The 15,832-nt window shown below is 42.6% G+C and carries 9 protein-coding genes and 3 pseudogenes; 2 read left to right on the top strand and 10 right to left on the bottom strand.

Annotated elements, in window-relative coordinates; translation table 11 throughout:
* Positions 1-495: 495 nt before the first annotated feature.
* A pseudogene (locus MHB46_RS18265) lies at positions 496-1,383 on the bottom strand (aminotransferase class III-fold pyridoxal phosphate-dependent enzyme); the annotation flags it as partial.
* Between the two features lie 715 nt (positions 1,384-2,098).
* Entirely contained in the window at positions 2,099-2,395 is a 297-nt protein-coding gene (locus tag MHB46_RS18260) for a hypothetical protein (protein WP_341163035.1), read from the bottom strand.
* Between the two features lie 365 nt (positions 2,396-2,760).
* Between MHB46_RS18260 and MHB46_RS18255 the strand changes: the two are divergent.
* Positions 2,761-2,931, top strand: a pseudogene (locus MHB46_RS18255) (helix-turn-helix domain-containing protein); the annotation flags it as partial.
* A gap of 500 nt (positions 2,932-3,431) precedes the next feature.
* Here the strand turns inward: MHB46_RS18255 and MHB46_RS26260 are convergent.
* The 8 genes from MHB46_RS26260 to MHB46_RS18220 all read right to left on the bottom strand — a co-directional run bounded on the left by MHB46_RS26260 (position 3,432) and on the right by MHB46_RS18220 (position 13,109).
* Complete coding sequence (locus MHB46_RS26260) at positions 3,432-3,668, bottom strand: hypothetical protein (protein ID WP_238808423.1); 237 nt, start codon at positions 3,666-3,668, stop codon at positions 3,432-3,434.
* A gap of 1,178 nt (positions 3,669-4,846) precedes the next feature.
* Positions 4,847-5,683, bottom strand: coding sequence for a hypothetical protein (locus tag MHB46_RS18250; protein WP_341163034.1), 837 nt, complete (start codon positions 5,681-5,683; stop codon positions 4,847-4,849).
* Positions 5,684-5,783: 100 nt separating this feature from the next.
* Complete coding sequence (locus MHB46_RS18245; RefSeq protein WP_341163033.1) at positions 5,784-8,843, bottom strand: phage baseplate assembly protein V; 3,060 nt, start codon at positions 8,841-8,843, stop codon at positions 5,784-5,786.
* Positions 8,844-8,854: 11 nt separating this feature from the next.
* Entirely contained in the window at positions 8,855-9,289 is a 435-nt protein-coding gene (locus MHB46_RS18240) for a DUF4280 domain-containing protein (protein ID WP_341163032.1), read from the bottom strand.
* Positions 9,290-9,318: 29 nt separating this feature from the next.
* Entirely contained in the window at positions 9,319-10,743 is a 1,425-nt protein-coding gene (locus MHB46_RS18235; protein WP_341163031.1) for a phage baseplate assembly protein V, read from the bottom strand.
* Positions 10,740-11,399 carry a hypothetical protein gene (locus MHB46_RS18230; RefSeq protein WP_129550044.1) on the bottom strand — a complete coding sequence of 220 codons (660 nt, stop codon included), beginning with the start codon at positions 11,397-11,399 and terminating at the stop codon, positions 10,740-10,742. The genes MHB46_RS18235 and MHB46_RS18230 overlap by 4 nt, the downstream gene beginning before the upstream one ends.
* Before the next feature lie 22 nt (positions 11,400-11,421).
* On the bottom strand, positions 11,422-11,946 hold the full coding sequence (locus MHB46_RS18225; RefSeq protein WP_305166988.1) for a hypothetical protein: 525 nt from the start codon (positions 11,944-11,946) through the stop codon (positions 11,422-11,424).
* Between the two features lie 41 nt (positions 11,947-11,987).
* Positions 11,988-13,109: a pentapeptide repeat-containing protein gene (locus MHB46_RS18220; RefSeq protein WP_341163030.1), complete on the bottom strand. Its 1,122-nt coding sequence runs from the start codon at positions 13,107-13,109 to the stop codon at positions 11,988-11,990.
* Positions 13,110-14,306: 1,197 nt separating this feature from the next.
* Here MHB46_RS18220 and MHB46_RS18215 point away from each other — a divergent pair.
* Positions 14,307-15,514 (top strand): annotated as a pseudogene (locus MHB46_RS18215) (IS110 family transposase).
* Positions 15,515-15,832: the final 318 nt, after the last annotated feature.

Below are 15,832 nucleotides of genomic sequence, written 5' to 3'. Positions count from 1 at the left end.
CGCCCGAAGACGGGCTTTGGTTTAACATTGGGTTCGGAATTGGATTTGGGGGTGAACAAGGGATGTTCCTCCCATCGATGTAAGGCTTGCTGTAAGATTCCGGCCGGCCAGCAGGAAGTCGGCCGTACCTCCGGATTCGGCACCGGAGCTGCCTTTGTCGAAGCCTATGTTTAAGGGATATTGATACACTCTATGTACGACTTGTATATTCCCCCGCCTGGTGTGGATAAGTAAAGATCCGGCTGCGGGGTAGTGAGCTTTTCCTTACGATTAGATGTGACGATAGTGCTGCATGAGGCTCAAAGAATGCTCCGTATGGCATGAACGGGACAGCCCTTGGATTGGCGGTGAATTCCATGCTGTCTGACGGTACCGCAGGCAGTATGGAGGGAAAATCTTCCAATGTGGTGAAAACGTTATCTTAACATCAGGGCCGCACGCCCCCGGAAGGCACTTCCGTGCCTCTTGCCGGGGCGGCCACCGGCTTGGCCGAGCTTAGGTCGTTACCAGCAAATCCTGGGTCTCCTGAGAGATCACCTGCTGCATACTGGACTTGATAATGTCGCAGCCGGCGGCCAGATGCTCCATCGAGACGGTCAGCGGAGGCATGATCTTTAGTACGCGTTCTCCTCTGCCGGCCTTTCAATGATGAGCCCGTTCTCGAAGCTGATCTCCGTCATCCGCCTTCACCCCGGCTTCATCCGTGAAGCCCGAGACGTCAATGCCCCAGATCAGGCCAAGTCCGCGGAGGGCGATGGACGGATGCAGAGGCTTGATTTCTTTGTCAAGGAACGAGCGCACAAACTCTTCCTTCTGCTTCACCTGGGCTTCCAGGGCAGCTCTGTCCCGGAACTCGAGAGCGGCCTTGGCGGCCGGCTTGTCGATTCCGGAGTGCGAATCAGTCAGGATATTCTCGATATAGCCGAGCGTAACCATTTCTGCGAAAGCCCCGCTCGGGTGCGACATGAACGTAACTCCGCCCGGAGGAAGCCCCGCCCCTTCCCTCATGGACTTGGAGCTTGTCGCCGACAGGCTGCCGATCGACATGCCGTGGAAGCCGCCCATGAAGGCGAATATCCCGGTTCTCTTCTTCGCCTTGCGTGCGAGCTTAAGGGCCGCTTCCACCGCGTTCGTCCCCGTCGGACCGCAGACTTGAAGCTTGTAATTCAGCTTCTTCGGCTCCAGGATCCGCTCCGAGAAGCTCTTGAAGAATTCGCGCTTGGCCATTGTATACATATCCAGACCGTGCAAAATCCGGTCGGAGGTCAAGTAATCGAGAACCCGGTCCTTGATATAATCGTTGTTATGACCGTAATTCAGTGCCCCGGCACCTGCAAAAAAATCAATATATGCTCTTGCGTCCTCAGAATATAACAGGTCCCCACCTTCTGACGTCATGGATCAACATATTCTCGGATGTCATTTTCCACAATTGTCGGTCTCCGCGTGCCGGCTTGCTGGGTAGCCAGTGGACTGGTCTCTCGCACACAGCTTGGATAGGTATAAAAACCATCCAATTCTATTTTCTATCATAATTGGAAAGTTGACCTAGGTAGAATTATATCAAAATTTCCAATAATGTATAGTAAAAATTCAGTTAAATTTGGTCAACACGGTGTTAATATTTTGCCTAAAAAGAGCGAATGGAGAAGAAACGCTGGGAATGGTTTGCCATCAATCGAGGAATTCGACGCGTGTCGACATTCAGGCGGGGTGCCGGCCGATTTGGGAGATCTTCCCTGTAGACATTCTCTGCCGGTGCTCCGAATCCTTGCGCTTTGCGATAACTTAACATGATTACCTGACGAATTTCTGGAAGCCTGGCTGGAAACGTGACTGGATGTCAGCTGGATATTCTGCTGGAAAATCCGTTGGATACTCGCGTTTTGGTCGGGTGTAACGTTAATTCCAGACATTCCATTATCGTTCGAATGATCTCGTATGCCCGATCCGCATCCTTCTTGGGGATATATTGGCGCTTTACGGGTTGCGGAATGTGCAATAAATTTTATACTTTCTTCTTGTTTTACTGTAAGTAACATATCTGTAGTCATAATGATGGGAAGCTTATTCTTGGGGTCAGTTGGATGTTTAATGCCTAACTTTTGTGCAATATAGAGGCTTTATCTAGGGGTAATAAAGGAAATTGTTCGCGAATATCAATCTCTTGCTCTGACCACTCCATTTGGTAATGATGTGCCAATTCAAAGTGTTCAGACAGATAATGGTGAAGTCGACCACTTTTCCAACAAAGAATTTGAGTAACTATCCCTATTGAAGGTACATCTTGTACAGTCAACCAAGGTTTATATTCCGAAAAGTGGCCTTGACCTCTTCCTTCTTTGATTTTCCGTTGAATAGATGCTATAGAGTTACTTGATCGAATTTTGCTCATTATTCACCTTCTTTTTAGAACTACTAAATCAGAGTAAAGTTCAGTTACCTTTTTCTACTCCTAAAATATATTTTAGTTTTACTTCAAAATACAAATGTAGAATATAACAACTCACAGCTTTATACAATAGCAAAGTAATATTTTTTAGCTATATTTTACTTGGTATCCTATTCATAGGCTACTCGTAGGGTACAGTAGGGTATGAATAAGCTATAATATGGACTATAAGTAGGTATAATTAGTAAGCAGATGGGTCGGGTTAAAACCTATTTGATATTCTCAATAGAGGTGAACTCATGAATACTTTGGGACAGCGATGTAGAAATTTAAGACTACTCCATAAATGGACATAAGAGGAACTTGCTAATAAAATCGGGGTAACCAAACAGGTTGTTTCTAATTGGGAGCGAAATGTAGCACGACCTGAAATTAATCATTTAATATCTTTAGCAGAGATTTTTGATGCTACAACCGATTATTTACTTTGTATTGCTAATCAAATGACGTTCCCCTACTGTGTGGACTCAATTGATTGATACAATTCATTCCGACCTTAATAACGAGAAAATCAAAAAATCCTTTTTATCATTTCTAAATTCTGGTTTTCGAATTGAATTAAATGGGCAGGTATTAGAACAAGAAGATTTGAATCTAATCGGTAAAAATATTACCTTTTTAATGGAGCATTTTGTCTCTCCTTTAAAGAAAAGATATAGTAAATAGAAAATTTTAGTACCCATTAGTTCGCTTAAAGAAGTAGCGCCTCACACCTTCTTTTACAATTTAATTAACTTTGTGTTAGCTGAAGTTTTACTTTTAGGGATAGTCTTTCAATATTTCTTTTGCAAGTTTCATTAGTTGCACACTCTGTAAATAGGTCTCTATGTTAAGACCTTATAATGATTCTTTTACCACCAATCTACATTCTTCATAATCTTCAAATTCATTTCTTATGTAAATTGATTTTAGATCAGTTGGGGTATATCTAATGCTGAGGTTCCAATCGCCTTCTTTCAAAGCTCTTTCAAACCATTTCTCACGTATGGCTCTTGAGCAAGTATAAAAAACTTGCTGAAACAGATACCGTGGGGTGTTCTCGAAACAAAGAAATAAGTTCTAATTCCTGAGCTTCAATGGCTAAATTAAAAATAGTGTTCTTTGATACAGGCGTATCTCCAAAGATTAACCACTCTATATGGGAATTGAAGTTTTCTTTAATTGCTATAATTATATCAAGAGAGGGTCTGTATTTATCTTGCTCCAGCTCACTCAACGTTCCTTGAGAAATTCCAATTATATTTGCAAACTTTATTTGATTTAAGTTGTTTGTTTTCTAATAGTTCGAATTCGTTGGCCTATTGTAGACATAATTACCCTCCTAAGCTAAAAAGATCCCGATATATTATCGGGATCTTTCTTGATGTTTGTAAAATGACTAGTTCCAGACTTTTTTTACTGGTTCCACACTTTTTTTATCACCAGACAAAAGTTGTCGGGTGATAAAAAAGTACGGAACCAATTTTGTTGCTTTTATTGGGTTTGCTGCGGCACGTGATAAACACGAGAAATAAAAAGTATGGAACCACTAAAATTTACCATGAAAAGAAAGTTGGAAACCGACTCCCAAACGCGGTCTTCCTCTTAGTTTATTCCATAATCCGCTGGTTCGCTTACATCATATAAAGTTTAAACCCACAAACCGTCTTACCCAATTTAAAGTAATGCTCTCCCTTATTAAGTTGTGAGGAGAAGAATATTTTATATCAGGATAAAGAAAAAGAGGGTCGTTTCTGCATACAAAACAAGTTTTTTGATTATTTTGATATCGTGTATTGGCCTTATTAAATCTTCTTCATAAATTTGTTGTAGAAGATTGCCGACTGGTTTTTGATATGCTTGACGAAGATTGACAAGCTCGTCCATATTGTCAGAACCATGTTCAAGCACATTCTCCCGCCGTATAAGGACTATGTCGTATCTAAAGGAGATGCTTCATTGATTCGCCCTGCCTACCGCTGCCGCGGTAGGTTCTTGCTGCTCTCCACTTCCATCATAAGATATATGCTTCCTGTTCATCGTAGACGAAGCGGGGGATGGAATCAGTGTAGCAATAAACAAGCAACTACGAAACCTCTCAAGAGATATCATACAGAACGACAAACGCCCGATGTGTTAGCCCAAACTTTTGAATGCAGTCTTTTACAGGATAATATAAACGACTTCTCCTTTCGAGATATTTCCTCTTATATGGTAGATACTCTATAGGTAGGAATCACACACAGAAGCATAGGGCGATTATTTAATCTTGAATATGTCACATCGGAATAACATATCAATTCAATCTTAGCAGGGGTAAGAATAATCGAATTTGCTTGGCTTCGTTATCTACCGCCCGCTTAATCCAAGGAACATATCATCAAGTGGTTAGGTAGAATCATCTTACATAATTTTCTACACTGGCAAAGTAAAGATTACCTCAAGTGGATCTTTACCTGCGAAAAAATCTTCATACAATTTTCTAACTTCCATCGAATCTAATTCTTTTTCTTGCTTATTGATTAACCTATCCAACTCTTCTAAAATACTTACTTCCTTTGATGACAGCACCTTTGACTTAATAAGCGTGTCTTTCATATTGGGAAGTAACCCTCTTGGCCAGCAATCCTCATACACACCTCTGTATGAATCGTATAAGAACGTGATCTGACTTATTCCCGCATATTTCCGAACGTGTGGGTGCACTAATAATAAAAATTGAGCGATAATTCCAGAACGCTGGATTAAATAATAAGCCTCTTGTACTTCCTTCATCAAGTAAGATTTGGCTTCTACAGAATTAGCAAGAAAATTGATGTACATTTTTGAGAGTACGTTTATTAAGTGTTCTTTCTCTAAATTCTCTTCCAACTTCTTAATTATTTCTTTTTCACTAATTCCCGCTTGTATAAACCCTATTAAACAAGCTGACATTCCTTTCACATTAACAGCTTTTTCAGCTACACATAACATATATTTATCAAAGATTTCCTTGAGGTAGTTTTCACTAAATGTGTAAATGTCTAAACATTCAATGATTGTTTCTATTACTGAAGCTTGATCATACTTATCTTCTATACGCGGGAGAAGGTCTATCAAATGTTCAACAAATTCTTCTCCGTAATATTCTAGCAAGCTAGGATTATATTTTACTTTTTCTAGTAGAGCAAAAAACGTTTGGTATTCTTTTGTATCATTATTTTGTGTTAGATATTTGAATAGCTCATTAATATATTTAACTTTCTCGTCCACTAGACTTTCTCCCTTTCTATTGTTAGTGTTACTTAATTTAACTTTTTACACGACTTTATATCAGATTAATGGCAATAAAAGCAATTCTACCATAGAAAGCCTAGTGCCATTGTACTACATGCCACTCAATCCCTTTAGGAGTTTGCTTATAAATAATTCGCATTACACCATTGTTTCCATGTTCATCTCGTATATATACAGAATTCCACCCTGCGTAATTCTGCCCATTACGCCTATTATCAAGAACATGATCGTTTAATGCCTCTAAACGCGCTTTAGCGCTTTTGTCACCCCGAGCTTGCGCTGAAATATCATCAAGAATTTGATTAGCTAAATTTCTCTCATGTTTAGTTAAATGACGACTTTCTGTTTTTCCTGATATACCGCCTCTTACTGGAATTTTTTGATTTAAAGAATCTCTTGGATTTAGTATATTTGCATGTTCAATTCCTAATAATTTCTCAGGTGGTATAGATTCTGGCCCCTCAGAGAGATGATCATCCTTCTTATGCGATCCTCCTGGTGAAGCACCGTCATCTTTGGAATGTTTCTTTCCTTCCTTTCCTTCCTTTCCTTTCTTTCCTTTCCTTCCAACTACAAACGCAAATGCTGCTTCTACTAACAGATGGGCATTTTCTTGTTTGGAGCTATTTTTTGCTTTTTCATAAACATCATCTGGCTCCGTTATGACTTTAACAATTTTATCTGCTACGTCTTTTTTTCCTTCGAAGTTATCAATCAACATCTGATGGATATCTAGATTAGGAAAGTTACGTATTCGCTCCCATATCGCCTCTGCACTCTCATAGGCAGAGTTTTTGATTTCATTAAACACAATCCGCTCAGTCTCATCCAGGTCTTTCATAAAAGGACTTTCCCTATACGGCCCATACTCTTTTCTATATTCGTCAATCGAATTCAGAAAATCAATTAGATATTTCTTCTGTTCCGTCGTGTACCCTTTCATATCGTCCCGATACTTGGAACTCATCAAAGCTCTGTCACTATATCGAAAATGGTTGTCTGTCTGCCGCTGATGCTCCATTAATGCAATTATATCTGTGGAGAGATCCTGATTATTATAATAAGCATCCAGCGCATCCTCAAACTGTTGATCCACATTTCTTTGATACCAGCGTTCCCGTATATCAGAAGGAATATCACTATAGGCTTGGACGGAAGCCTGATTGACTCCCTTTACATAGTTGATGAAGTCATGTATGGATTGTACTTCTCCATACCCCCTGGCGCTCGTCCATACCTTGCCGAGGAAGTCCATCATTGCATGCCGTTCACGCGCCCTTTGTTCCTCAGCGTGCGCGTGTAAGGTTTGAGCAGCAACCTTGGCCGTCTTCCCCAACACCACTCCCCAACCATGGGAAGGTACGCTGGCAATCATGGATAATCCGGCTGCCGCATATTTAACTATGGATGACGGTCCAGAGGAAGCCACTTCGGAACGAATTGAAGCTATTTTTTGACTTGCTGCTTTCGGTATGGCTCCCAATACAGGAATAGACGCTGCCACATCACATACTTTCTGGGCTAGTCCCAATACGCCATCCAGTAGACTAGCCTTCGGCGAGTTGGAAGTGTTTACAGCTGACTTAACAGTTCCTCCATCTTTCGATGTAACGCTTGAATTGGAGCTTCCTCCTGTACTGCTGTTTGCTGCACTTTTCGCCGCCTGCGCCTCCGCATAGGCTTTTACAGACATTAATGGCGGTTCCCAGACTGGTGCCAGTTCAGCGACAAAAACCGGCCTTTTAACCGTCCCTTCCAGCTGTACTTTAGCGGATCGGATATCCGTTTCACCGTCCAGCACCAAACTGCTGCTGCCTGCTTTGAAATAGATGGCCTCGGCAGCCTGAATATTCAGTTCCCCATCTGCATGCAATGAAAGCGTCTTGCCTGCCGTCAATGACAATTCATGCTCACTGACGACTTGAACACCCGATGCATTCATTTGAATGTGAACTTGTTCCGACTTGGCCGTCACCTTCAATTCACTGTCGCTTAGCTTGATGTTCTTGTCATGAGGTGTCCCCCAATACTTGGTAGCTGGGTCAGCGAGCTTCGGCGAATTTCGGCCTTTTCGTATAGAGCTTGCCGCATATCCGTCCACCTCCTGCTCTGTAGGGAACCGGACAGATACCCTATCTCCCCGTTCCGGCATGACATACCAACCGCTGTGCCCTTCGGCTGTATAACTGCTGGCATATGGAAACCACCACGCCATTTCCCGATCCTGCTTTTCATCCACGGTGAGATGAACACGGATTCGGCCTGATTTGGCTTCCAATACACGTCCTTCGAGCGAAGCTCCTGTGAGGTGAGGGCACAAAATCTCTGTTTGCTGAACCCCCTGTTCGTGAACCAGTTCATACTCGTGTAGCAGCACCCCTTTTTGTAATTCAGAAGTGACTTCCACCACCATCCATTGTTTCCCATTCCAATCCGTCAGATCCCCAGGCCGGGCAAGCGTTTCACTCTGCAGCAAGTAGCTAAAATTCGTTTTGCTGTTGGGATCAAAACTGCGCCGAGTACGGTAAACGGGATGCTTCATTTCAACGTGTTGTCCCTCCGGCATACCCAACCAGAATTTGGGCCCGTTTAGTGAAATTTCCGGGACCAGCACAGCTCCAAATCGGGAAGCGATCCGTTTGAGAAAGGCCCAATCCGTCTCCTGATACTGTAAAGTAAATGCATGCAGGGTAGCACCGTTTGTTACGTTATCAATAACATCGGCCTGGCTGTACTTCTGTATGATTTGCTTGATCAAATTTCCGTAGGGCATTAAAGTATCCTGATAAGAACGAGTTACAGGTGTGATATCCAACTGAATTGTATGAGATACGGCTTCAAGCTCCACATAATAGATGCCACGCACCATCCGTGTTTCTGCATGGACCAGTAAACCATGGAACAAAATGCGTTCAGGCTGATCATTTTCTGTTTTGGTACGGATAATGACCGGTTCGTTATCCTGATCCTGTTCTATGTAATGATCTCTCTGTTCCTCATCTATCCATCCACTGATCTTTAACCGGGCGTGGTCATTTAGTTTTCGTTCGATACGCAGTTCGTTTATCGTTTGAAGAGGATATGGACCTGTACATTCCAGTTCCTTATACGTTAATATCGTTTGTATGTGATCCAACTTGTACCTCCTTACTCCAGCGTCTGGCCATCGTCTGTAATCCGAATCATTCCCCCGTATAGGCACGCATTCGAGCATTGGGCCAGCAAGGCCGGTTCTCCTTCCACAAGCACATCGCTTTTGCCCCCGATCCAGGGTCCGGTGATCACCGGAACACAGTTCGCTTTTTTGACCCCATAAATATCGACCATGTCACTGCTTTTGACCGCTGGATTGGCTGGGCAGGAGCAACGGCCAAAATTGCTGATATTGGTGCCGGGCAAGTAATCTCCAACATTCATTTGGGCTTTCTCCTTCACATATACGCCGTGACTGAACGGTCGTTTGAGCCGTGTCGGCTGCGTACCAAAGCTGCAGCTCAAGATGGCCCCGGCAACTACGTAGCCCTGCTTGCTTCCCCGTCCAGCCTGAATAGTTTCCTCTTCCGAATGAGATTTTTTTGCCATTCTTCTCTTCCCCTTCCCCATGTCCTTTCTTAGTTTGTTTTCACTTCGCTACCCAGAACATTGGTTATTCCACCCAACGATACGGTACTGCCTTTGCTCGTCATTTGAATTTCATCCCCGGCCGTGATTTTCACTTTACTGCCGGAATGAAGGGAGATATTCCCTCCTGCTGAAAATTGAATCTGTTTATCGCTTACAATGTGAATTCCATTTTTCTCATTTAACTGGATATACATCGTCCCCTCTTTACTGGTGATGACAATTTCATCAGGGGTTAATTTGATTTCCTTGCCGTGCGCGGTACGAAACAATTTGATGTCAGGATGTGCAAGAGCGTGTTGCCCCGCACTCCGATTCTTTTCGCGCAAAGATGTACTTGCCATGCCCTCTTCTTCTCGATGGGTAGGGAAATAGAGCAGAACGGTATCCCCGAGCTCAGGCATTACGTACCATCCGCTATGTCCTTCTGCAGTATAAGGAGAAACATAGGTAAACCAGTGGGCCTTTGCAGGGTCCTGCGCAGCATCGATATGTAAATGTAGTTTGATACGATCTCGCTCTACCTGAATGACTTTACCAGGTAAAGACAGACCGATAAGCTGCTCGTTAAACACCTCTTGGTGTCTCAATCCCTTGTGGGAAGTCAGGGTATACACGTGCTGCATCATTCCTTTTTGCATATGAGTGTCTACCTTGTACACATACAGATTTTTACCTTTAAAAGTAACGGTGCTGCCGAGCTCCAATACCTGCTCCGCCTCAACCCGGTAATCAATAAAATCATGCTCGTTTACATGTGCTGTATCATTGCCGTTAAAATAACGATAATCTCCAACTCGCTTGCTGACGGTATAATGATAATTGGTTAAGTCCAGTCCAGATTGGGTTTCCTCGACTCCAAAATAGCACTTCGGCACATCAAATACCGACGCAGGCGTGAGTGAAGTATGGTAACGCGAAGCGATCCGCTTGAGGAACTCCCAATCGGTTTCACGATATTGGACTGCTATACGGCCTAAAGTCGCTCCCCCTGTAGCCGAATCAATGATATCAAAACCGGGATAATCTGCACCTACAGCTCGCAGCAATTCCTCAACCTTCATATTTTTATCTTGAAAGGACCTGTTCTTTTTACGAATATCCAGTTTATACGTGTGTGATATTGCCTCGACCTCCAGGTAATACACATCTCTGACCACTTTGACTTCCATATGGAGCACCGTTCCGTTAAATAGCGGTGTTGGAGTGCCTGCCTCATCTAGTTGTGATACACAAACCGGTGAATCGGCTTCGATCAACTGGACATAACTGTCCTGTAGTTCTTCAGGCAAAATAGCGGTAAAAGAGAGCCGGGTGTGCTCATTCAGTCGCTTGGTCATATGCAGTTCCTGAATGCTAACCACTTCAAATGGTGTAATTTGCAGCCGATCATATGTAATATGGGTTAATGTCATAAGGGTTGATTTTCCTTTCGCTCAGACTCGATTTTCAACGTTAGCAGCATACTGCGGGCTATTGGCTGCCAGGTCGCCATCTCTTCATCCGTACAGTTAAAAGTACACATGAGCGCACGTCCTTCCAGCACCGTAAAAAAGGATAAATTATACACACGCGCATTCCATACTGGTGTCATAAATTCACAGTATCCAATCTGACACTCTTCGTTCTCCAGCACTTCATGGCCAAACCATTCAGTCAACTTCTGGGTTTGTTTTACCACCTGAGCCATCTCATCCGTAAAGTTCTCCAACTCTTCGGTTTGTAATGGACTTTCGGTATGCTTGAAGGTTAAGTTAATCGTGCCTGTGTCATTCGTAAAAATAAAATCCGGACGATGATGAGAGGGATATTTTAATCGTTGCTCGTGCATGGGCATATCCCGAAAGCTCTTTGGCATTGTTATACTGATGCGTTCATCCAGCAAATGTCGCTGAGCAAAAATAAATCTTTCCCCACCGAGTTGCATAAATGTTTGTAAGGGCTGTCCAAACGGTTCCTTCCCGTGAGCGTGATTCACTCCTTCATCCTGAATTAAAGATTGATCATTTTCGGTATTTTCTGCTGTTACTGTGTGTAGCAACGAAACAATTTTCTTATCCAGATGTTCCATACATCATCCACTCCCATCTTTATTACTGCATGGCGACTTCCTGAAAGGTGATGCCACTTGTCCCTCTCCGCAACAGACTTTCCGCCAATGCCAGATTGACCAACATGCAGGTTTCACGCAACCCTTGGACTTGCAATAGGGATTTCCCCTCGGTACGTTTTCGATCTACGACCAGCTTCATCAATGTTCCTCCGGGACGAAATTGGCTTTGCTCACCCAAACAATCCACTAAAGGGGGTTGAATCATCCAATACAACTTTTGCTGCGAACGTTCCATATCCCGAAGCAAAGCCATACGGCTGAACAAGCTCGGCACATAGACCTGTAACAATTCATGCACAGCATCAGATACCATCATCCTTGAACCCATTAGAATATCAGGGTAAACTGTATAATCGTGACCATTAACCTTAAACTGTGCAGCATAAGATGGGGGCCAATTCGTCCAGTCATTTAGGTCCATCATCTCTGCATTTGCTTCTTCATCCCATACGGGAACAGCAGCATACAACATCCGATCATCCTGCTGACAAAGGAAATACTCCACTATGCCACATCCCTTTCATTCCTCGCATTGTGTTATACAAATTAAGTTAGACTCTGTACGACTGGATGCATGCCTAAACTAAACCGGCTTCCATCCAGCACCGCTCCTTTGAAGCAGGCTCCCTCAAACGCTGCCCCCATAAAGTCAGCCCCCCGCAATATGGCCCCGGTGAAATCTGCATCCTTCAAGTAAGCTCCCTGAAATTGGGCTCCTGTAAGATCCGCTCCTGCAAAACTTACGGGTTGAAAACCGGGTCTTTCCCATCGTTCAGACTGGTAAATTCCAGGTACAGCTATTACATCCCGGAAAGATGCCCCTCTTAAGTTGGCTTGTTCAAAACGGGCTTCCTGAATCAAACAACCACTAAAATCCGCTTCTTGTAAACAGGCTTTATTCCAACAAGAACCAATCAAATTCCCTTCTGTAAAAACACTATTGTTGAAAGAACTTTCACTCAAATCGGCATATTGCAGACGTATTCCTTCATAATCTCCTTGAGATCCGTCAATTCCCCGAAAAACTTCATGTATGTAGTCATATGGCTTCTTTTCCTCAAGCCACTCTTTCATCACCGTCGAATCTTTGACACACACATCTCGTTTATAAACGACTTCGCTTCGATCTAAATACTCTCCGACTCTCAGTTCGAACACATCTTCCAACTGTATTTCATCCAACCATGCCTCTGTGATACTAAAACGCGCCAAAGCAATGATATATTGATGAATATGCATTGCTGCGTGTAATTTCATCCTTTCTATATCATCTAATCCGATTCTTCCACCATATTTCTTAGCTTGCTTACTTAATTCATTCTTCCACTCGTCCAAATAGCAAAAGGCCCATTCTGCATCATAGGTATCCCGGCAAGGATGGCGATCCATAAACCACGTCTTGTCCATGGCCTCCACTAAATAGGTCGCCCTTCCGTTTGCTAATTCGGTACGAAGCATGGAGTAAGATATATATCCCAACGCCTGCTTGGTATCTTCTCGCTGCATCTGCTTGACTTTCCCGAGTAGTTGCTCCAGTGAATTACGAAATGTCTTCGCCAAAGCATGCTTACGATTTTGAAAAGAGGCTTCCAACGTAAATAACATTTGATGCTTTAACGGTTCGTAGACATCATTTGCAAAATGTTGAAGAATTTCCTCACGATTCACGTTCCATCTCCTTTCTGGTTGCTGCGTTTACATACTGCTGTGCATATTAAAGTAGCTGTTTATCTTAAACCGAAATCTAATATAAATGATATGTGAAATCATAATTTTCAAGGGTATATTTAACAATAAAACATCCTTATGTATGTATCGGATAGATTAGTGATTTTGTTTACATAAAGAACCATAATACGTGTTATTTTCAATGTAAACAATAAAGACTTTGCTATACAACTAATCTATCAAATCGTATATCTTAGGAGAGTGAGTAAATATAATTAATTCCCCCCATCTTTCCTCGTTCTATATGATGTTTACAAATCATGATGAACCTTTAAGACTTAATAATCTCATTTCTATACTCTACTCAATAAAAAGCTAAAACCCGCTCAGAGAGCGGGATGAGCAGATAGAAGTAACGGGAGTTAAACCTCTTCCGAAGGCAAAGCAATATAGGATTCTGCGAGTGTAATGACTGGCTTGATATACCCCTTTCCCTGTCACTAATTAACTTCGGGTCGTCGGCTAGCCGCATACTAGGAACCACTTTAGGTTGAGCTCTTATTTTGGAACATAGACATGTAGAGCGAGAGCATATTCACTGAATATTCCCGAACATTTCTTCTGTTCATTCTCTGATGTTCTTCGTTATATAGCTAGTAATGCTAAATCTCTCTTGTGTATAAGCTAAAAAGTCATTAAAAGAAAGAAAATTATACTTTTCTGAACTGGCTTTGCGCAGCAATTTCAAAAGGCAAAAGCGACCAATCTCAAAGAATTAACCACTTTTAGTCTTAAGGCTGTATTAAAGCTCCTGTAAAAGTAATTGCTCCAATTGCATTTGCAGTACCGACGTTTGATAGTGCGGCTAACGAATACGACACATTACCAGTCCCAAAGGTTAAATCAACGTGGTTAACACTGGTTGCTCCATATGTGGCTATCCTGCCCGTTCGTATTATGAGATCAACCAGTTCTTTCTGGTTGATCCTTTTTTCATTTGCATAGAGGATTAAGGTAGCCTGGTCGAACGTACCTGCCCGTGGGACTTGATCCCGAGCACTATAGTGTTCGCCCTACTTGTCATGACCATGATTGAGGCTGGTTGGGACGTAAGATCCCGTATAACAAGCGATGCTATGGAGCGACAAGAAGAACCTTAGGGATGCCGGGGAATCTAAACTTACAGGGAGAGATGAAATGAATCCAGTTGTCGGTCTAGATATTTCAAAAGAAGAAAGTCATGGACAAGCCTTTTTAGCGCGCGGAAAGCCCTTCAGAGGGACATTCCACTTCGAGCACACTCGTGATGGCTTAGCAAATTTACATCAAGTTTTGAAGGATGTTGAGACTGCATCCAGACTACGTCCTCTACTTATTCTAGAAGCAACCGGCCATTACCAAAGTCCCGTTGTTCAGTTCCTAGAAGAACATCACTACATTTACATTGTCATTAATCCGCTCATCTCAAATCGGCTTAGAAAGTCTCAACTTCGTAAAGTAAAGACGGATGCTGCGGACGCTTACCTATTGGGAGAGTTGTACTACAAGGAAGAGTTTGAACCTTTTAAGAAAAGAGGTGTGCAACTTCTCAATCTGCGCTATCTTACAAGACAGTATGAGTCCCTTTCAAAGATGTGTGTACAGACGAAGCTGCAATTCCAAGCCGTTTTAGATCAGGTTTTCCCAGCTTACAAAGGCGTCTTTGGAGCTATGTATTCCCGTATTTCACTACGGTTTTTAAGTAAATTTCCAACCTCATATTCAGTTTTGCAGACGGATGAAATTACACTCAAAGCTAAGATGAAAGAACTACTTTCTTCGAAACAGGGGCGTTCAGAGGGCTGGATTAACCAACGGGTTCAGCGACTGCTAAATGCGGCAAAACAAAACCCATTTCAGCAAACCATGTATGCTAGCCACTTAATCAATTTGAAAGTCCTTATTACCCTCATTCTTCAGTATCAAGAGCATCTTACTGAATTGGAACAGAACATAGATGCTCTGGCTGAAGAAATTGAAGAGTATGAATTAATTCAGTCGATTCCCGGTATTGGGCATAAAATTGCGGCAACAATTTTATCTGAAATTGGAGAAGTCGACCGATTTGATCATCCTAAAAAGCTAGTCGCCTTTGCAGGCATTGACCCGAGTGTCTTTGCTTCCGGTAAGTTTACAGCAACTCGAAACCGAATCACGAAACGTGGGTCCAGGCAGTTGCGTTACGCGCTCGTGATGGCTGTTCAGTGTGACTTATTCGTTCTCGCAACACTCGACTCAAAGAATTTTACGAACGCAAAAGAAGCGAGGGTAAGCCGCATAAAGTAGCATTGGTCGCATGTGCAAACAAGCTAGTTCATTGGCTCCATGCCATCTTGAAAAGTAAAAAGGCATTCCGTCTGGCTTAACAATTACAATTGGTTTAACCTTCCAAAACGCTGTCCGAAATGGAGGGTTATTTGACTTGCCTATTTTAACTATAACATAAGATTTATGGTCATTTTACTGGTAATCTTGACATGCTATTAGCTGGTATAGTTGAGAAAACGGCAGCCACTTTATCGGCTGCCGTCTCTTTGTGTTTATTGAGCTATCGTTTCCCGTTAGTTCAGCCAGGTTTTTTATCTGCAATTTATTTTACTTTTGAATAGTTCTTCGATAATTTCCATATTAGCTTGACCTACAATAATCAATCTTTTCCTCTAAATTCAGCTATAAAAACACAG

The sequence above is a fragment of the Paenibacillus sp. FSL H7-0703 genome, assembly GCF_038003485.1.
GTDB lineage: Bacteria > Bacillota > Bacilli > Paenibacillales > Paenibacillaceae > Paenibacillus > Paenibacillus polymyxa_B.
Note: the sequence above shows the minus strand (reverse complement) of the source record. Positions and strands in the feature narration are given on the sequence as shown.